This is a genomic window from Croceicoccus sp. Ery5 (assembly GCF_020985325.1).
Lineage (GTDB): Bacteria > Pseudomonadota > Alphaproteobacteria > Sphingomonadales > Sphingomonadaceae > Croceicoccus.
On record NZ_CP087587.1, the window covers coordinates 334,669 to 351,837 of the forward strand.

The window sequence follows — 17,169 nt, forward strand, 5'->3', positions numbered from 1 at the left end:
GACGAAATGGGGAGGGGTTTACCGGCCACGGGGGGAGCCGTGACGAGGACCAGGCAAAATGCTTTCAGTCGCCAATGTGCGCTCCCCTTCGGCTGCTGCGAGCTATTTCGCGGCAGACAATTACTACACCGGCGCCGATGCCGATCGTTCCGGAACCTGGGTCGGGAAGGGAGCGGAACGACTTGGTCTCGAGGGCCGCGTCAGCGCCGAGCAGTTCGATGCCTTGCTGCGGGGAGAACTTCCCGGTGGTATCCAGGTCGGCAATGCGGGCCAAGCCCACAGGCCGGGAACCGACCTCACATTCTCACTGCCGAAAAGCTGGTCGTTGCTTGCGCTGGTGGGTGGCGACCAGCGGATAATCGATGCCTATCGCGAGGCCGTCATCGAGACCTTGCGCTGGGCAGAAAAGAACGCGGCGCAGACCCGGACGGGCAGTCAGGCTGGCTACGGGAAGGTCGCGACAGATAACCTGACGATTGGTCTTTTCCAGCACGACACCAACCGCAACCAGGAGCCGAACCTGCATTTTCATGCGGTCGTTGTCAACGGCGGAGCAAAAGTCGGCCATGCGGCGGCGTAAAACCAGGCCACGGTGTTACATGCCGGGGGGAGTGGCGTGAGGGCGTAGCCCGAAGGCCACTCCCCCCGGCATTGGCTTGATTTTCAGGGTCTGGTTTTGGCCTTTCGGGCCCGGCTGTGAGCGAGGCGATAGCTTTCGCCGTTCATCTCGAGGATGCTGACGTGATGGGTCAGACGATCGAGGAGCGCGCCTGTGAGGCGCTCGGATCCGAAGGTTTCGGTCCATTCGTCGAAGGGCAGGTTGCTGGTGATCAAGGTGGAGCCGCGCTCATAGCGCTGGGAGATCAGCTCGAACAACAGTTCGGCACCGGTCTTGGAGAGCGGTACGAAGCCCAGTTCGTCAATGATGAGCAGCTTGTATCCGGCCATCTGCTTCTGGAAGCGCAGGAGACGCCGCTCGTCGCGCGCCTCCATCATCTCGCTGACCAGCGCCGCCGCAGTGGTGAAGCCCACCGACAGTCCTTTCTGGCATGCTGCCAGTCCGAGCCCCAAAGCTACGTGCGTCTTCCCGGTGCCCGATGGCCCCAGAGCGATGGCGTTCTCACGCCGCTCGATCCACTCGCAGCGCGCCATCTCGAGCACCTGCATCTTGTTGAGCCTGGGGATGACGGCGAAGTCGAAGCTATCGAGGCTTTTGACGGCGGGGAAGCGCGCGGCCTTGATGCGCCGCTCGACCATACGACGCTCCCTGTCGATCATCTCCATCTCGACGAGACGGGCGAGGAAGCGGATATGATCGACGCCTTCAGCGGCACATTGCCGGGCGAGCTTGTGATGCTCTCGCAGGCACGTAGGCAGCTTGAGGGCCTTGAGATGGTGAGCGAGAAGAATCTCCGGTGCCTGATCGCTCATGCGGCCTCCTGCCTGTCGCAGAGCAGGCTCAGATAGGCTCTGGCAACGGTCTTCTCGACCGTGGTGCGAGGCAGGAAGGGATAGATGTCCAGGTCCAGTCTGGGCGGTACGCGTTCGACCCGGCACAGGACGAGGTGCTTGACGGCATCGAAGCCGATGGCGCCAAGGGCGATGGCCTGTTCCACCGCCGCCTGGAGATCGGCGAGGGTGAACGTTTCCAGCAGGCGCAGCACCTGCACATATTCGCGCCTGCCATGTTTGTGCATGCGCCCTTCCATCAACCGCTGCAGCGTCCCGAACGCTTCGGGCAAATCCCAGCCCTGCAAAGGGGCGGCCTGGTCGAATGCGTTGATCTTCTGCTCGACCAGCGGGAGATAGTGGAGCGGGGCGAAGATAACCTCCTCGCGGGCATAGCAACGAGGATGACGGGCGATAACTTCGCTGCGGCATCCGATCACCACTTCATCGACATAGGCCCTGATCCAGACCTCCTGATGGCCCCAGACTACCGGAACCGAATAATCGTTGGTCTTGTAGCGCACCAGAGATTGCGAGGAGACCCGCCCGCTCGTCTGATCGCAGGCCTCGAAGGGTGTAGCGGGCAGAGGCTGCATGGCCGCCAGATCGCGCTGCAAGCGCTCACCGATCGTCTCGCTCTCCCCGCGCACCTTGTCCTGCTGGCGCTTGCGGCATTGCTCCTCCAGCCACAGGTTGAAGGCCTCCCAGGTCGGGAACTTCGGGATCGGCACCATGAAATTGCGGCGGCAGTAACCTACCAGCCCTTCCACATTGCCTTTCTCGTTCCCCTTGCCCGGGCGGGCATAGCGGTCGCGGATCACGTAATGCGACAGGAAAGCGCTGAACAGCGTGGCACGCTTGCGCGTGCCGTCTGGCAGGATTTTCGCCACAAGGCAGCGATCGTTGTCATAGACGATCGAGCGCGGCACCGCGCCGAAGAACGCGAAGGCATGGACATGTCCGTCCACCCAGGCCTCCGCCACCGCCGCCGGATAGGCTCGCACATAGCAGGCATCACTGTGCGGCAGATCGAGCGCGAAGAAGTAGGCTTTTTGCTCCACCCCGCCGATCTCCACCAGAGCTTCCCCGAAATCGGCCTGTGCATCTCCCGCCGGGTGCGCCAGCGGCACGAACATCTCCCGGCTGCGCTGCTCGCGCTCCCGGATGTAATCCTTGATGATCGTATAGCCGCCGGTGAAACCATGCTCGGTGCGCAAACGGTCGAATACCCGCTTCGCCGTATGGCGCTGCTTGCGCGGGACACCGCGATCCCCCTCAAGCCATCCATCGATGATCCCCACAAACCCGTCCAGCTTCGGGCGCTGCGGTGCAGACTGACGCCGGTAACCCGGCGGCGATGAAAACGACAGCATCTTGCGCACCGTATCGCGCGACACATTGAAACGCTTCGCCGCCGCCCGCTGGCTCATGCCATCCGCGCAAGCCAAACGGACCTGAAGATAAAGTTCCACGCTGTAGATCCCCACACCTCCCTGACTTGGCAGAAAGGCTTCAAGGTGGACGACTTTTACGCCGCCCGCAGCAGGACTATCCCGCCGCTAGCGTGGCCGAATATTGCTCCGCCGTTCTCATCTGGCTGAGGCTGGTCGTGCGCATGAACTTGAAGCCCGCGCGCGCCGAGGCGGCTTCCTGGTCGGGGTAGACCAGGCACAGCATGGTCGCCGTTGGACAGGGGAAGCGCAGCTTGTCGGTGAACATGTCGCCGATGAGCCGCGCGCATTCCCAGGGCGCCCAGCGCTCAGGGGTTGAGCGCACGGCATAATGCCGCACGTCGAAATGGTCGGGATAGCATTCGCCGACTTCGGGATTGCCCTCTTCATCGCGGCCGGTCTCCCGAAAGCGCTCGGTCCTGAGGATCAGGCGATCGTCGCTGACCTCGAGCTCGATGTCGCGGCGGATGGCCTGGACATCGAGCGTATCGTGCGGATTCCACGCATGGATGTCGGTCTCGTGCGCGGTGGTCGGCGAGGTGAGTTCGTCGATCAGCGCCAGCAGTCCGCCCGGACGCAGCTCTTGCGCGAAGAGGCCGAGCGAATGGAGCATGCCCATCAGCCCTTCGCGGCATTCGGAGAGTTCTGCGTCGGTTACGCTGCCGGGCACCGGCACGCCGAGCGAGACAATCAGTCGGACGTTGCGGGCATGGAAGGGCGCATGCGCCGAGCCCGAGCTCCAGACGAGATCGTAAAGACGCTTGGTGCGCGCCTTGGCGATCGCCTCGTAGATCCCGCCTTGCTCGTAGCGCGGAGCAAACCAAGGGCCGACCACGCTGCCGATCCGCGGAGATGCGAAGTTCAGGACCTGGAGGCAGGCGCCCTGTGGCAGGCCTTCGGAGAAGAACTGGCCGAGGATCTCGCCGGTTCGCTCGTCGGCCCCTATCAGCGGGGTGACTTCGAGCACGAAGCCCTTCGAGCGGGCGTTGCGATAGAGCTTCGCCCCCTCGTCATATACCCGGTAGGGCAGCCAGTCCGAGAGCATGTCGAGCCCGAAATGTGCTTGGGGCTTCTCAGGCCGTGCCGTGTCGGCAAACAGGCCACGCGAGAGCGCGTCGCGCGCAGCAGCAAGGGATAGCGTCACTGGCTCTCTCCTTCGGTCATGTCAGGGTGGGGGACCGGCTCGCGGGGAGGGGAAAACGAGCCAGGCCCCCCGGGTCCCGGCGCGTCAGCGCCGGGCATCGCCGGAACGGGCTGCGAGGGGATGAACAGCTGTTCCGGCAATGTGTCTGTTGGTTGGAAATCGGGTGTGGGGTTGCCCTCGCGCGCCGCGGCAATAGTCGATGCCAGCGAGCGCAGGACTTCGCGGCGGCCCTGCGGCGCGCGCCAGCCTGTCCCTGCCTGTTCGGGCAGCGTCAGGTGAACGACGCGCGCCTCATGGTCGCGGCCCGCCGCGTCACGGTAGGGCGTCAACACGATCTGCAGGCGGCGAACCGCTTCGCCGGTCAGGGTCACCGTCCGATGCGCGCCAGACGTGTCGGCCTTCTCGATGCCGGTCGCCCCGGCATCGATCGTGGAGGTAGGCGCGCAGGTCCCTTCGGGAGCACGGCAGGCAAAGCTGCCTTTCACATTGCCGCCAAGGCTGGCGCAGCCACTGGCCAAGAGGAGCGGCGCAGCGAGCACCACGGCGCGAAGGATCGGAAGCCGGCTCATTGCGCCACTCCCTTGCCTTCGGCGACGAAGCGGCGGATCGCCGCGGCATCGCGGTAGCCATGAAGCACCGCCCCATCGCGGGCACGCACGATGACCGGAGTTCCGGCAAATCCGTTGGCCTTCGCGAAGGCTTCGTTGGCATCGAGCGCCTTGGCGTCCTTGCAGGTCTTGCCGGTCGCCGGAGCCTGGCCGGAATAGGCCGCATGCAGTGCCTTTGCCGGATCCTTGGCGCACAGCACCGCCTCGGAAATCTTGCGGCTCGCCGCGCCAAAGATCGAGATCGGTCGCTCTTCGACATGGACCTTGGCCTTGGCGAGTTCAGCGGTCAGGCGTTGGCAGTAGCCGCACTGAAAATCCGAGAAGACGACCAGGCGTTCGCCCTTGGGGTTGCCCCAATGGATCGCGCCTGCAGCCGGAAGCGACGAGAGGTCGACATGGTTGGAGGCCGCCTGGACCGGCGCTTCGTCGCGTCCCGCCGGTGCATCGCTCGCTACGCGCGCCGCACCAGCCGCGAGCAGGTCGGGATTGAGTTCGAGCAGGCGGGCGGCGGTCACGTCGCGCCGCTCTTCCATGTCGTAGAGACGGCCCACGAAAAGATAGCGGGCGGTCTCGTCGATGTAGAACAGCGTGTCGCCCGAGACGACTTCGCACCAGGGGCCTAGCGTGTCGCAGCTGATCGCATCGATCGGGGTCTTGGGCAGCCGCAGCTTCAGCGCCCGCGCGACATCGCTCGCCATGCCTGCAGCGCTCGCAGGCATAGCGGTGACGGCCGAGACGCCGAGCGTCAGCACGGCGGCGGCGCTCGAAAGGGCAAGGGCAAGGTGGGCGGCGCGGGCCTTCAGGCCCGGCCGGTGGTCATTGTAGTTCATTTGGAGGGGCTCCTGACGTGGACGCCGTCGAGAAAGACGATCTCGACCTCGATGCCGGTCGGCATCTCGACGACGGGTTGGTATTGTTCGGCGCGTTCGATGAGGTATCGGCTGACGGTGTCGGCGGCTTCGCCGGCACCCTGGCCAAAGCCACCGGCGAGGATGTCGGTCGGCGACAGCGCCTCGCGCTGACCGTTGGCCCCGACAGGCTGCGTGAAGATGCCGTTGGCGTTGGCGGAAAATCCGCGCCCGAAGCCGCCAACGATCCCGGCCAGCAGTGCCTGACTGACGAGGCTGCCTTCGCGGCTGACCACGCGGCCACGCACACCCGACTTTCCAGCAAAGGAGATGAACCCCTTGACCTCGCTGACCGCGAAGCGGCCACCGGGCTGCGCGCAGGTCATGCGCACCAGCTTGACGTAGACCTTCTCGGCCGAGAGATCGCCGCGCGCCGCGCCATTGACGAGGCAGCCGGTAATGTCGGTGGTGAGCAGCTTGTTGCCGCGCATGACCGAGCGGGCCGGACCGGTGATCCGGAGCACTACGGGAAGCGGATCGCTCTGGCTGGCAACGCCGGTCGAGGCGTCGACGCCCACGATGACCGTTGCCGGTGCGTAGCTGTTGGGCGGAAGGTAATCGCGGCTCGCTTCGAGCAGCAGTGCGGGCGCAGTCTCTGCCGCACGCGGCTTGCTGTCCTTGCCCGTCTCCGCGCCGAAACTCATCAGACTGAGCTGTCCGCCCTGCGTTTCCGGCGCTCCTTGCTGTGGCTGGACAGCTCCGCCGTTGCCGACGCCGGGGCCATAGGCCGGTGGCGGCGGCAGCGGCGGTGCGGCTGCAGGTGCTTTTGCAGCGTCGCTGAGCTGTGAACGTAGATTGGCATTCTCGGCCGAGATCGCGTCGATCGCTGCCTGGCCGTCGGAACGCATCTGCGCGTTCTCGCTGCGCAAGGCTTCGAGCTCCTGTTCGATCTCGGGGCGCGGGAGCTGGGCCTGCTGGAGATCCTTGATCGCGCGGCCCTGTGCATCGAGCCGGTTGCCGTAGCTCGCAACGAATTCGCGCTGCGAGAGGTTACGATTGACGAGGCCGCCGGTGTCGATCGTCGCCGCACCATTGGCATCACTGCCGCCCTCCTCGCCGTCGCCGCCGAAGATGAACATCCCGCCGCCGATGAGCGCGATGGCCCCGATCCCGGCGAGCAGCATCTTCTGGCGCTGCGCGATCTGCGAATTGAGGTTGCGCCGTCCGCTTTCACGCGCTTCGGGCGAGCCCGGCAGAGGCCTCTTTTCGGCGTCCTTCTGTGTTGCCTCGGCCATCAGTCGAGCCCTCCCTTGGCAAAGACAAGGAAGGCACTGGTCGCTTCACCGGGAGCGAGTGCATCGCGGCCATAGGCAAAAGCGAGCGCGCCTGCGGGACCTTCGCGCTCGGAGCCAAGCGCAAGGCTCTCCTTGCCGAGATTGCGTACGAGAAAGCGCTGTCCGGTAAGCTCATCGCCCTGGTATTCGGCGACCAGCTGGACCTCGATCCCGTCGGTACGGCGCGGAGCCGAAAGTTCAGCGCGGGCAGTGAAACCGGGCAGGACGGCATCGCTCGCCATCGCCTCGATCAGGCGAATCGCGGCATCCTCCGGCCCGGTCTCGGTCTCCCATTCGGTGGCCGCGGCTTTAGTGAGCGCGGGATTGGTGACGAAGAGCTGGGTCGCTTCCTCGCCGCCGAGGCGGCAGGCGAACTTGTAGACATAGCCCGCCTTGCTGGTCGCAAAGAAACTGACCCGGGCAGCGGCAAATTGCGGGGGCACGGAGATATAGATGTCTCCACGCACCGGCTCGTGCGTTACCTGGAAGTCGTTGTAGGGAAAGCCGCTCGCGATCTTCGAGACATTGGCAAAGCCGTCATCGATGAGCGCAATCCGGGTGAGTTCGCCGCGGGCGAGCTCGCAGTCGATGGTCGCATTGTCGGCTGCTTCGACGAACTGGTCGGCATGCGCCGGGACTGGCGCGATCGCGAAGGCGAGGACGGCGAGGCCGGTCAGCTTGAGCCCGGGATCGGGGCGCCTTGTCGCGCCGATCGCGAAACAGGCAAGGCCGGTTCCGGCAAGCGCAGCGGCGAGGGGAGATGGGAGAAGGCTCATTGGCCGGGTTCCTCCTTGTCGGTGGGAAGTTGCTCGAAGCCGGCGAGCGCGAGGCTGAGACCACGCTTCGACCAGCGGAAACGGAAGGAGCGGCGCTGGCTCGCGATCACCTGCGCGCCGACAAAGGTCTTGAGTGTGCCGGTGACGGTCGAGGTCAGGGCCTTGGGGTCGACATGCATTTCGGCGATCACGAAGGCCTGGCTGATGTCCGAGCCGCGCTGCTCCTCGACGATTCTGACGAGCTCGGCCTTGAGGCGGCCGTGCGCGGCGGGATCGGCGAGCTTCAGGATGTTCGCCATCCAGTAGTCGAGGCTTTCGGGTGCCCGGTTGAGGAGCATCAGCGCCGTGTCGCGGGTGACGAGCTCGAGATAGGGCGTATCTATCCCGCCGCTCGAAACGGTGATCCGCTCAGCAGTGATCGGGACCAGCACCACCTGCTTGTCGCGGGTGACCGCCGCGCCGAGGCTGACCAGCGTGGTCAGGCCAAGGACACCTGCCAGCACGGCAAAACGATTGCGTTGCCGGAGGTAGGTCTGCGCCTGTTCGTGCGCGAATTCTGCTCGCATGGGTCGCCTCCCTCAGCCCGCCAACAGGCGGCAGTGGGAGGGCGGCGTGGCCTTCAGCCCGAGAAAGCTCCCGGGCAGGTGCCAGTACGCAGCATGCACCAGTGCCGAACCGGCGCCGCGTGCCTTTGCCTTCCGCAAGGCAAGCCAGGCCCCGGCGGCCAGGCCGATACCGATGAAGATATGCTGCGAGAGAATGCCCCAGGCGAAGGGAATGAGGATCCCTGCAAACTCGTCGATGGTCCAGAAGCCGATGAGCTCCGGGTCGTCGAGCCGCCGTGGAACGAGGTACCTGTCGGCCATGCCGCCCTCCTGTCGTGACCGGATCCGCTGATCAGATGACCGCGGTCACGACCGAGGTGACGATCGGCACGCCGGTGCCGACGCCGATCCCGACGCCGACCGGCACCGCGACCTGGCCGAGCGAGAAGCGCCCGGAGGCGAGACCGATCAGACCGCCCGCGAGGCTGAGCACGGTGATGATCTTGCCGCCCGAGCCTTCGAGAAAGTCGGTGAACTTGGTCAACGCGGGATCGAAGGTGGTGTCGGCGCCGGCAAAGGCTGCACCGGCGCAAGCCAGCGCAACGCAGGCGGGAAGAATGTAGTCGCGGCCGCGAGCACCGTTGGTCGTGCGCTGCTGGGCCGGAAGGGCAGTCTTGGTGGTCATGGATGGAACCTTTCGAGGGATTGAACATCAGCCAGCGATGCGTTCGCTGTATGTTCTTTCCTCTCCCCGGAGCCGGGCTGTAGGAAATCGGGAATTGGATTTTAGGGCTGCCGACCAAGCAAAAAGCGACATCAGAAGGTGCATTGGCCGGGATTCGCGCAGGTTGATCGCGGATCAGCGCCGCCTGTGCCGAGTTTAGCGCGAAGCGTGCCGCGATGCGCGTGAACGCGACCGGAATTCGCGCGAATCGTCGAAGGAAGCTGGTTCGTTCTTTCCTCTATGTTCTCCAAATGTTCTTTTCGTTTTCCTACAGGCTTCCTTCGCGGTTAGCCCGGGAGTCGATCACTTCTAGGGATAAGGATTCGTCGATGACCAACATGGTGCTCTTTGCCGAACAACAGGTTCGCACCGACCTCGCCCGGCTGCTTTTGGCCGCTGTCGAAGGCAGCGGCCGTGCCCGCTGCGACATCGCGCGTGACGCGCAGATCCATAAGGATGCCCTGCGCCGCATCCTTGCCGGCGAGCGCTCGGCCAGCCTCGGCGAAGCCTTGCGCATTCTTGCCGCGAGCGGCGTCGCGCCGCACGCACACCTGCTTTTGTTCCTCGTCAGCAGCGGCGATCACGCGATTGCGTGGCTGCAATCGGACCTCGCGCAATTCTTCGAGGACTTTTCCGGCGAACTGCCTTCAGCGCTCGAACGTGTCCTGGGCAACCAGGTTCACGACGTGAAGCCGCGGTGGGCCAAGGGCACCGCGCATCGTGTCGCCCGCTTGCTTTCCGATCACATCGACGAGCTCGAGCGCAAGGACGCGCTCCTTGGCGATGTCTTTGCTGGTGCAGAAGGAAGCCATCGTGGGTGAAGAGATCGACAAGGAAGCGACCGAAGCCCGCAGGATCACTCGCCTCATTCGTTTGCCCGAGGTGCAGCATCGCGTCGGGCTTGGCCGTTCGACGATCTATCGCTGGATGAGCGAAGGCAAGTTTCCGAAACCGGTGCAGCTGGGCGGCTACTCGGTCGCTTGGGCCGAAGACGAGGTCGAAGAGTGGATATTAGGCAGGCTCGGTGAGCCTCAACAGGCTTGAGTTCAATCGAAGGTCAGCTCTTGCCTCGCCTTGATAAAACAGCGACCGTTGTAGGAGACGAAAGAGTCATAGAACGGGTAATCCTTCACACCCTCGGTCTCCTGTTGTTCAATACCTTCCCAAAACTCATCCTCGTCGTCTACGCCTACATCTTCGATGTGCGATTCCACCTCGGTGTTGATGCTACCGACCCTGCGGATCGAGTTTGGAAGGTGCACGACCGAGTCGAGATAAAGCCGTATGCTTTCGACCGTTTCGACGCCTTCCGGAAGTTCGACGTATCCGTCGTAGGAGGCATCCACGGTTCCGACCGTTCGTAAGCTGGCGGGCAGTTTCACGACAGGATGATCGGAGACATCGATTTCGCCGATCTTTGTAACTCCCTCCGGAATCTCGATACTGGCGTTGCGTTCCAGTTGAAGTCTGCCGATTTCTTGAAGCCCGGTCGGGTAGGCAGCGATGGTCGGCCACTCCATGTAATATTCCTGGACGTATTTAGCTTCGCAAAGTGCCTGCGTGTCCTTCCCTCGTGCTGCGGTTCGCGGATCTGGCAGAGGAAGGGGCTCTGGTGCGTCCTCTTCCAACCAAAGCGCGAGACGCTCGACAGCCCACTGATGGGCCTCCGCATTTTCATCGTCGATCTCGTCTGGCTTTTCACGTTTGCGATAATCCATTCCAAGATAGGCGAGCAGGTTGAGTGCCCCCCATTCTGCCCAGATAGCCCAAGCCGAACCGCGTACTCTTGGATAATGCCAACTCGAGAAATCCAGGGCGGCCCATTCTGCGCTCGCATAAAAGCCTTTCGGCGCGAACCAGCCAGCCCAGGCGGCGAGCCCCTCCTTGTATGCTTCCGCCCAGCCACCCTCGTCGAGCTCGCCGGATCGAAAAGACCTGGTTGCGATAATCGCCTTTCTAGGTCGGTCGTCCGAAGGGCATTCTTTCTCGAAGCTGAGTAGGGCTCTTGTGGCGCAATCGTTTATGAAGCCCGTCAGGCGATCCTTCACGACAGCATCTGTCTGTGCCACGCGCGCTACCGGAACCAGGAGTTGACGAACGCTTATCGGGTCTTTGAGCGAGGACGTGGCATCGCGCATTGTAAGGCGCTTCTTGGTAGACCTCCCGGTAAGCTCAAGCAAAACCGGGCGTATCCCATCGTTATAGAGGAGACACATGTCCAATTTATCGAGGTCTGCGATTGAGAGCGAAAACTTTGGCTTAACAGTCATCGGATCGCGACCTTTTGAATTTCATGCAGACGATTATGCAAGATCGATTGATCGCGCATCAATCGTAAGGATTTTCTCTTTTGCATCCCATTCGTGCCTTAGGCCGCGGTCTTTGGCAATTTCAATCAGGATGCGTTTCGCCCTGGTGGCAAGTTTCGAGAGATCTCCTTGCGTTGCAGCGTAAGGATCTGAATTAATGTAAGCTAAGATAGAACTGTATTCGTCTAATGCGATATCAAGCTTACTCCCAGATACGACCGGTACGTTCCCCTTTTTGTCCGCTAGGGCATCGTAAATGCGGTGGAACTCTCGATCTATGCGGAAAAACCTCTCGTTAAATCGCTCTGCGGCGTTGCGGCTTGTAGCCCTTCGACGCGTGTCGGCCAAATGACGCTGTGTCCAATATATCCCTTGACCCATATTCTTGGGTCTTCCTCCGCGCAAATTGAATGGCATTGCAATTTCCTCAAAATTCTTCGTCGCAACAGGGACCATATTTGCGAATTTTCTAGTGTGAAATATTTCTGCCTTCCATAGCAGTGCATTCAATTAGCCCGCGAGATAGCATGCACCCGCGCGTCGCAATACAACTCGCTCAAACCCGTTCAATTCCACTAAATTGGACATCGGCGGCATGTCCCCGCCAGATGGGCCTTTCAACGTTTTCCGCCAACGCAAAGCCCACAGATGCGAAATTCCCCAAGTGACTGAGAGCCTCGCATTGCTTAGCGATGGCCTCTACGTTGCTCGGTATCTGAGCCACCTTTTCTGGATATCGCGCTGCTCGTACGATTACCCACTCAGGTCCATTGTCTCCGACAAACCAGATGTTCGGATCGACCTTGGGATTTGAGTGAGTGGACATGATCTCGAAACCCTTCCCTTGGAGCCATTGCTTGACTACTTGAACTGCAAAATCAAGGAGTTCCCAGTCGGTGACCTCAATGAGTTCATCAGAGACCAGGGAAAACGGATCGACCGATTGAGCGTTTCTAAGGTCCATCAAGCCCCAACCGCCCAACTCCGGTTTCCAGCCTGTCAGCGTCCTTCTCATTGGCATAAGGCACGGAAAGCCATTCCAGCCTTCGGCCACACTTAAAAGACCATCCCGATTGCCCGGGGTCTCTGCCTTGTCTTCCACATCTTCCAGGCGCACAAAGAACACCTGATTGCCGATGCGGAATGATAGGTGCTCGAGAAAAGGCGGGTGAGGTTCAACCTTGAGCCAACTCTGTAGCCCATCTTGAAAAAAGCTCTGGATGTGTCGTCCAGCCGCCTGCCACATGGCCAAGAATTCTCTGGATGGATCCTGCGTTTCGATTTCGATCAAACCCAACCCCCATTTTCGTAATGTTCAATTTGAGCCCCACCCAGGAACCAGATGCCCAAACTTCTCGGGAGGGAAAGGCCACCAGGCCGATCCAGCAGTCGGCAGATCTTTGAAACCACGTGGCGTCCAGCCCTTTAAGGGCTATTAGAGCTGGAAGAGATTTGCACAGCACGCCAACCAATTTTTCCCGATTTTGCCGAACGCTTGATTGCAAGGCAGGTAACTTCGTATTTTCCCCCGGTATCGAAAGTTGCCGCTAAATCAGGCGGCACAAAAATATCGTCTCGGGAAGCGCGGATGAATGCGAAGGAATTGCCGTCATGGCGCTCCAATTGGCCCGACATCGTTTCGCAAAGACCCGGCAACTCGACAGCTTGTGAGGGTCGCCAGTCCAACGGTGGTCCGTCGGATTCTGCCCGCCCCACTTCCAAAATGGTACCCGGCACGAGGTCGGCAATCTGCGGGAATCTGGCATGTTTCAGCGCCATCCCCGTATTTACGCCCGTAGCAATATAGCTGAGCGCCTTGTCGTTGTTCACGTCATCCACGACCCCTTGAACATACGTAAGGCTTTTGCGATCCAAATTGCGAAGAAGCGCCATTGCCGCTGAGCCCACATCGGGCAAGTCCTGCATGCTGCCATCGCCATTGACGCGTGAATACCACTCGCTGCTCGCCAACTGCTGCAGTTCCTGGGGGATCTTAAACCCAGTGTCTTCGCGGTATTTGAGTGCAAGGGATATCTGGTGAGCGGCTTCGGCATAGCGCTCTTGCGACGCAAGTCGATGAGCGAGATGGATGCGCACTTTTGCCACCTCTTGCTCTTCTCTCGCGAGTTGCGTGGCGTACACAAGACAGACCAGCGCATCGTCGGGCTGTGACTTTTCGAGTATCTCGCCGAGCAAGGCCCAGGTCCAAGCAGCGCGGGCCTGGCGCCGTAAGACGGGCACCAAGCGCTTGATCGCAAGTGCGTCCTCTCCGCGCGCCAGGTGAGCTTTGCTCTGGTAGTAATTTAGCCACTGGTCGCTGGGATTTTCGGCAAGCGACTCATCGAGAATGCCCAGTCCCCAGTCGACTAATTCGGACGAAGATTGACCATCGGCAAGATGGGCGACTGCTTCCCTGCAGATTGCTCGTCGGAAGCGCTGTTCCAGACTGTCGATCGTCTTGCCTTTGTCATTGACGAACGGCTGCCGGTCATCATCGGAAAAATCATCCGTTCCGGACCAGCGCGCAAATCCGAGAAACTCGCGCCAGTCCTTCGAAACCTTGCCCGCTAAGCGCAGGATCTGGGAAAAGGCGGTGTCGCGTCGCAGCAGGTCTCCGAACCTGGCGAATTCCCGCATGGTTGGCGTAAATTGGTTGTTCAATTCAGTCGCGGACAAATGACCCGTCTCGAAGCGCCCCACCACATCTTTCAACTGGTCGTAGAGAACCCAAGCATATGCGCGCAGAAACCAGATATCGCGAGCATTCGCATCGTAATTTTCTCTCGCGACAGCCAGCGCCTCGGATGAACAACCCTGCTTCCGTAGTTTAAAAATTGTGTCAGATGTCATTGGTTTGTCGCTGCACTTGCTGACATCAACCGCTGCACATCTTCGTACAGGCCGTCGGTGCGCCCTGAACCGCCAACCTCCTGCGCGGACGTCCAGGTCGACTTTCCGTTGAACGAAAAGTCGATATCCCCGCTGCGTGAGCTATCGGCGACACTTACGCGCAAACGGTATGGAGACAATTGAAAGCCGGTACGTGCGATGGATGAACCTGCCAGCGCTTCCTCCATTAAATCAAGGAACTCCTGGATGAATTCGTCGGGCCGGATGTCATCCTTCTTCCCGGCAACCTCGGCAAGAATCCTCAGCGCCTCATCTGCTAGCAGGCGGTCTGACACTGACCCCGGAGCTTCACCCGATCGACTGATCTTAAATTGTCCATTGTAATGATATTGCACTGAAGCAAGCTTGCCTTCGCGCGTCAGTGTATAACGCTCGCAATAGTCCAAGTGGCGCAGTTGGTCGATTTCGATTCCTCGCGCATTCCAAGCTGCCCGTAGTCTTTGGTGAACTTCCATCAGTGGGGCAAGTGAGGAGGAGAATGAAAAGCGATCCCAGTCGGGATCGCCCGAGAGGTCCTTACTGGCTTCCACGGGAATAGTGCTTTGTTGATCCTTCCCACGCCAGATCTGGTCACTATACGGCGCGAACTCCGGAGGATTTATGAGAACCAAACTTTCCGCTGCTCGGGTGATTGCCGTGTAGGCCCATCGATAGAAATGCTCATTGCGAGGATCGCCAAAGCCGTTGAAATCGACGACAACGGTTTTCCATTCGCCGCCCTGCGCCTTGTGGCAGGTCATGGCGTAGCCGTACTTCACCTGAACCGCATTGAAATATGGATCAGCGCGAATGGCTTGCTGAAATTCCTGGGACGATGGCCGAAGATCGGGGTGCCGGTTCCGAAAATCGACCAGCAGCGCGCGCTGTTCAAGCGCGGATAACTGGCGACCGGGCGCGTCGAGTAGATTTTCCAGGACAAGCGTATCTTGTGCGACGATAGTTCCATCAGCTTCGCGATACGCCAGAGTGACCTCGCGGAATGAAAGGCTGACGCGATGTCCTCCTCGCAAAGGAACGGTCACTGTCTCCGGATCGGAACGGACCCTCATCACGCGGACCAGATCGCCGTTGCTCAATGGAGGTCTGTTCTTATTGACCAGAAGCGTTTCACCGACCTGGATCGGCATGTTCGCATCGCCCCACCAGCGCTCACGGATGGTTCGGTTATATTCCAGCGCAATCGAATTCGAATAGACGACAACCACGCTCGGCTCGCGGTCGCGCAGATGCCTTTCGACAAGGTCTACAGCCTGCCGACTGTCGGCCTTTTGGATGTCGTCGCCTTGGGATGCCAATGAAAACCGGTTGAAGGTTTTTGCGTCGATGGCATCTCGAATGTCGCTGGCACACGCTAGAATGCTGCTTTCCTGCGCCTGTCTCATAACTGTTCGCAGTTCGAATGTGGCGACCCGAAGGCCAAATTCACGCGTAAGATATTCGTCTGAGAGGGCCGGCGATGTGTTGTCGCCCACCGGGGGCAGCTGAGCTGGATCACCGACAAACAACAACTTCGTCAAAGGTCGCTCTCTGCGCCCCGGCCGCTTCGCCCTTACAAACTTCACCACATCGCTAAGCAGCCTTCCCGAGCCGAACTGCATGAAATCGCCGGACTGCTCCTTGTCCCCAAGCATAGAAGACTCGTCGATTACGAAAATCGCGGCCGTCGGTTCGTCGGTCTTGAGCGGAAACACCATCCGGACCCCAGGGTCGTTTTCCGCTTCGGCGCTTTCGTTGACACTGACTTTGGGAGATCCATAGATCTCGCCGTGAATGGTCGAGCTGCCGTGAGCACTGGCGCCGGACATCTGTCCGACCTTGTGGCCGATGATCCGTGCCGCCCTGCCAGTGGGCGCCATCAGCGCACAGGACAAGTTCATCTTGCCCATCGTGTCCATCAATTTGGCAATGAGCGTTGTTTTGCCGGTTCCGGCGCTCCCACGCAGAATGAAAGCATCGAGGTCATCGTCGCGCAAGAAGCTCTCGATAGCTTCAAGTGCGGCGCTTTGCTCCCCAGTTAATTCAATCACAAAGTCCCCCTGCCGGCCAGCAATCGCAACACCGGCTCTTTCTCGTCAGTTGTCTGAAACAGATCCAATCAAGGATTGCTGAATCGGTAGCCCGAATTCTCTGCGTTGGTTCTGTCGATATGCCATTTTTTTCAGTCGTTCGGAATTATGCGCCGCGAGTAGCGCTCATGCGCAGTGAGTTTTGCGGTTCGAACTGTCTTGCCAGACCGATAGACCTCGGACCGCAAGAAAGCCTTTTCGCGCTCTACGTCAGCTTCAAATACGTCCTTCCACCAAGCCCGAGGTTGGCCGTTTGCCTCGCCATTCCATCGATATCCGCGTGCTTTGAGCAGATCCTTGGTTTCGAATGGAGCGTCCTCGGCCCAGAAGCGAAAGGAGTTGCCTCGCGCTGAAGCAAGGAGCTGCGACAATGCTCCCTTGCCACTGCTCGGCAACTTTCTCGAAAGGAGTTCAATTGCCGCTCGACAGTCATTTTCGGCGCGATGGCCATCGTAAAAGAAGCCGCTGCTGAGCGCCAAGAAGGCGAGCTTCGTGCTTTCAAAGCCCTCGTCGCGCCAGTCGACCTCGCTCATCGAGCAAGCCCACGGATTTTGTGCCATCGCCGGGCAAAAGCGCTCGAGAAAAGGTCGGTCAAACGCTGCGTTGTGCGCTATAATGAGGCTGCGGCCCGCGAACTTGGCGACGTCTGATTGATCGATTGACTTGTTCTCGACCATCGCATCGGTGATCCCGGTGATCTTCGTGACCTCTTCGGAGATCGGAGCTTCCGGCTGTCGCAGGGCAGAGAATGCATCACCGATCGAGATTACTTCATCTTGGTCTGAATAATAGAATGGCACCATCGCGAGTTCGATGATTTCATCGCATTTAGGATCAAGGCCCGTGGTCTCCACATCAATAAAGATGGCTCGCCGGGCATTATCTGGAATTTTGGCTGCCTGGGGCGGCAGTCGAAGTCGCCGTAGTACTTTGAAATCGCCGGTGGCTTCTAGCGCCGCTATCATTTCCTCACTCTTCAACTATCCTGCCCTTTGTTACAGTCGT

The 17,169-nt window shown here is 60.5% G+C and carries 17 protein-coding genes and 2 pseudogenes; 3 read left to right on the forward strand and 16 right to left on the reverse strand.

Annotated elements, in window-relative coordinates; all coding sequences use genetic code 11:
- Positions 1-58: 58 nt before the first annotated feature.
- Positions 59-547: pseudogene (mobF, locus tag LOZ74_RS01655) on the forward strand (MobF family relaxase); the annotation flags it as partial.
- A gap of 116 nt (positions 548-663) precedes the next feature.
- On the opposite strand, the gene istB reads toward mobF, so the two are convergent.
- The 10 genes and pseudogenes from istB to LOZ74_RS01705 all read right to left on the reverse strand — a co-directional run bounded on the left by istB (position 664) and on the right by LOZ74_RS01705 (position 8,840).
- Positions 664-1,431 carry an IS21-like element ISSsp5 family helper ATPase IstB gene (gene istB / locus LOZ74_RS01660; RefSeq protein ID WP_007011060.1) on the reverse strand — a complete coding sequence of 256 codons (768 nt, stop codon included), beginning with the start codon at positions 1,429-1,431 and terminating at the stop codon, positions 664-666.
- Positions 1,428-2,879 carry an IS21-like element ISSsp5 family transposase gene (gene istA / locus LOZ74_RS01665; RefSeq protein WP_219852818.1) on the reverse strand — a complete coding sequence of 484 codons (1,452 nt, stop codon included), beginning with the start codon at positions 2,877-2,879 and terminating at the stop codon, positions 1,428-1,430. The genes istB and istA overlap by 4 nt, the downstream gene beginning before the upstream one ends.
- A 151-nt stretch (positions 2,880-3,030) precedes the next feature.
- A pseudogene (locus tag LOZ74_RS01670) lies at positions 3,031-4,044 on the reverse strand (TraC family protein); the annotation flags it as partial.
- Positions 4,041-4,613, reverse strand: a complete 573-nt coding sequence (locus LOZ74_RS01675) for a hypothetical protein (RefSeq protein WP_230292612.1) — start codon at positions 4,611-4,613, stop codon at positions 4,041-4,043. The gene LOZ74_RS01675 and the pseudogene LOZ74_RS01670, both read right to left, overlap by 4 nt.
- Positions 4,610-5,482 carry a DsbC family protein gene (locus LOZ74_RS01680; RefSeq protein WP_230292613.1) on the reverse strand — a complete coding sequence of 291 codons (873 nt, stop codon included), beginning with the start codon at positions 5,480-5,482 and terminating at the stop codon, positions 4,610-4,612. Before LOZ74_RS01680 ends, LOZ74_RS01675 begins: the two co-directional genes overlap by 4 nt.
- The gene (locus LOZ74_RS01685) at positions 5,479-6,795 is read right to left on the reverse strand and encodes a TraB/VirB10 family protein (RefSeq protein WP_230292614.1); all 1,317 of its coding nucleotides are present in this window, start codon (positions 6,793-6,795) and stop codon (positions 5,479-5,481) included. Before LOZ74_RS01685 ends, LOZ74_RS01680 begins: the two co-directional genes overlap by 4 nt.
- Positions 6,795-7,610, reverse strand: coding sequence for a type-F conjugative transfer system secretin TraK (locus tag LOZ74_RS01690; protein ID WP_230292615.1), 816 nt, complete (start codon positions 7,608-7,610; stop codon positions 6,795-6,797). Before LOZ74_RS01690 ends, LOZ74_RS01685 begins: the two co-directional genes overlap by 1 nt.
- Positions 7,607-8,176: a type IV conjugative transfer system protein TraE gene (locus LOZ74_RS01695; RefSeq protein ID WP_230292616.1), complete on the reverse strand. Its 570-nt coding sequence runs from the start codon at positions 8,174-8,176 to the stop codon at positions 7,607-7,609. The genes LOZ74_RS01690 and LOZ74_RS01695 overlap by 4 nt, the downstream gene beginning before the upstream one ends.
- Before the next feature lie 12 nt (positions 8,177-8,188).
- On the reverse strand, positions 8,189-8,476 hold the full coding sequence (gene traL, locus LOZ74_RS01700) for a type IV conjugative transfer system protein TraL (protein ID WP_230292617.1): 288 nt from the start codon (positions 8,474-8,476) through the stop codon (positions 8,189-8,191).
- Between the two features lie 31 nt (positions 8,477-8,507).
- Complete coding sequence (locus LOZ74_RS01705) at positions 8,508-8,840, reverse strand: hypothetical protein (RefSeq protein ID WP_230292618.1); 333 nt, start codon at positions 8,838-8,840, stop codon at positions 8,508-8,510.
- 368 nt (positions 8,841-9,208) lie between these two features.
- Here LOZ74_RS01705 and LOZ74_RS01710 point away from each other — a divergent pair, with 368 nt between their 5' ends.
- Both LOZ74_RS01710 and LOZ74_RS01715 read left to right on the forward strand, forming a co-directional pair.
- Complete coding sequence (locus tag LOZ74_RS01710) at positions 9,209-9,700, forward strand: hypothetical protein (protein ID WP_230292619.1); 492 nt, start codon at positions 9,209-9,211, stop codon at positions 9,698-9,700.
- Positions 9,663-9,923 carry an AlpA family transcriptional regulator gene (locus LOZ74_RS01715; RefSeq protein ID WP_230293780.1) on the forward strand — a complete coding sequence of 87 codons (261 nt, stop codon included), beginning with the start codon at positions 9,663-9,665 and terminating at the stop codon, positions 9,921-9,923. Before LOZ74_RS01710 ends, LOZ74_RS01715 begins: the two co-directional genes overlap by 38 nt.
- A 2-nt stretch (positions 9,924-9,925) precedes the next feature.
- Here the strand turns inward: LOZ74_RS01715 and LOZ74_RS01720 are convergent, their stop codons facing one another.
- From LOZ74_RS01720 to LOZ74_RS01745, 6 genes are all read right to left on the reverse strand, one after another.
- A complete protein-coding gene (locus LOZ74_RS01720; RefSeq protein ID WP_230292620.1) occupies positions 9,926-11,017 on the reverse strand; it encodes a putative immunity protein in 1,092 nt (363 codons plus the stop codon).
- A 165-nt stretch (positions 11,018-11,182) separates the two neighbouring features.
- Positions 11,183-11,644 (reverse strand): hypothetical protein, encoded by a 462-nt coding sequence (locus tag LOZ74_RS01725; protein ID WP_230292621.1) that lies wholly within the window; start codon positions 11,642-11,644, stop codon positions 11,183-11,185.
- Between the two features lie 100 nt (positions 11,645-11,744).
- Positions 11,745-12,479: a hypothetical protein gene (locus LOZ74_RS01730; protein ID WP_230292622.1), complete on the reverse strand. Its 735-nt coding sequence runs from the start codon at positions 12,477-12,479 to the stop codon at positions 11,745-11,747.
- A gap of 134 nt (positions 12,480-12,613) precedes the next feature.
- A complete protein-coding gene (locus tag LOZ74_RS01735) occupies positions 12,614-14,038 on the reverse strand; it encodes a hypothetical protein (protein ID WP_230292623.1) in 1,425 nt (474 codons plus the stop codon).
- Positions 14,035-16,125, reverse strand: a complete 2,091-nt coding sequence (locus LOZ74_RS01740; RefSeq protein ID WP_230292624.1) for an ATP-dependent RecD-like DNA helicase — start codon at positions 16,123-16,125, stop codon at positions 14,035-14,037. Before LOZ74_RS01740 ends, LOZ74_RS01735 begins: the two co-directional genes overlap by 4 nt.
- A gap of 131 nt (positions 16,126-16,256) precedes the next feature.
- Positions 16,257-17,144 carry a 3'-5' exonuclease gene (locus LOZ74_RS01745; protein WP_230292625.1) on the reverse strand — a complete coding sequence of 296 codons (888 nt, stop codon included), beginning with the start codon at positions 17,142-17,144 and terminating at the stop codon, positions 16,257-16,259.
- Positions 17,145-17,169: the final 25 nt, after the last annotated feature.

Coding starts and splice junctions, on each gene's coding strand:
- istB (WP_007011060.1), bottom strand. CDS start 1,431: ATGAGCGATCAGGCACCGGAGATTCTTCTCGCTCACCATCTCAAGGCC.
- istA (WP_219852818.1), bottom strand. CDS start 2,879: ATGAGCCAGCGGGCGGCGGCGAAGCGTTTCAATGTGTCGCGCGATACG.
- LOZ74_RS01675 (WP_230292612.1), bottom strand. CDS start 4,613: ATGAGCCGGCTTCCGATCCTTCGCGCCGTGGTGCTCGCTGCGCCGCTC.
- LOZ74_RS01680 (WP_230292613.1), bottom strand. CDS start 5,482: ATGAACTACAATGACCACCGGCCGGGCCTGAAGGCCCGCGCCGCCCAC.
- LOZ74_RS01685 (WP_230292614.1), bottom strand. CDS start 6,795: ATGGCCGAGGCAACACAGAAGGACGCCGAAAAGAGGCCTCTGCCGGGC.
- LOZ74_RS01690 (WP_230292615.1), bottom strand. CDS start 7,610: ATGAGCCTTCTCCCATCTCCCCTCGCCGCTGCGCTTGCCGGAACCGGC.
- LOZ74_RS01695 (WP_230292616.1), bottom strand. CDS start 8,176: ATGCGAGCAGAATTCGCGCACGAACAGGCGCAGACCTACCTCCGGCAA.
- traL (WP_230292617.1), bottom strand. CDS start 8,476: ATGGCCGACAGGTACCTCGTTCCACGGCGGCTCGACGACCCGGAGCTC.
- LOZ74_RS01705 (WP_230292618.1), bottom strand. CDS start 8,840: ATGACCACCAAGACTGCCCTTCCGGCCCAGCAGCGCACGACCAACGGT.
- LOZ74_RS01710 (WP_230292619.1), top strand. CDS start 9,209: ATGACCAACATGGTGCTCTTTGCCGAACAACAGGTTCGCACCGACCTC.
- LOZ74_RS01715 (WP_230293780.1), top strand. CDS start 9,663: ATGTCTTTGCTGGTGCAGAAGGAAGCCATCGTGGGTGAAGAGATCGAC.
- LOZ74_RS01720 (WP_230292620.1), bottom strand. CDS start 11,017: ATGCGCGATGCCACGTCCTCGCTCAAAGACCCGATAAGCGTTCGTCAA.
- LOZ74_RS01725 (WP_230292621.1), bottom strand. CDS start 11,644: ATGGTCCCTGTTGCGACGAAGAATTTTGAGGAAATTGCAATGCCATTC.
- LOZ74_RS01735 (WP_230292623.1), bottom strand. CDS start 14,038: ATGACATCTGACACAATTTTTAAACTACGGAAGCAGGGTTGTTCATCC.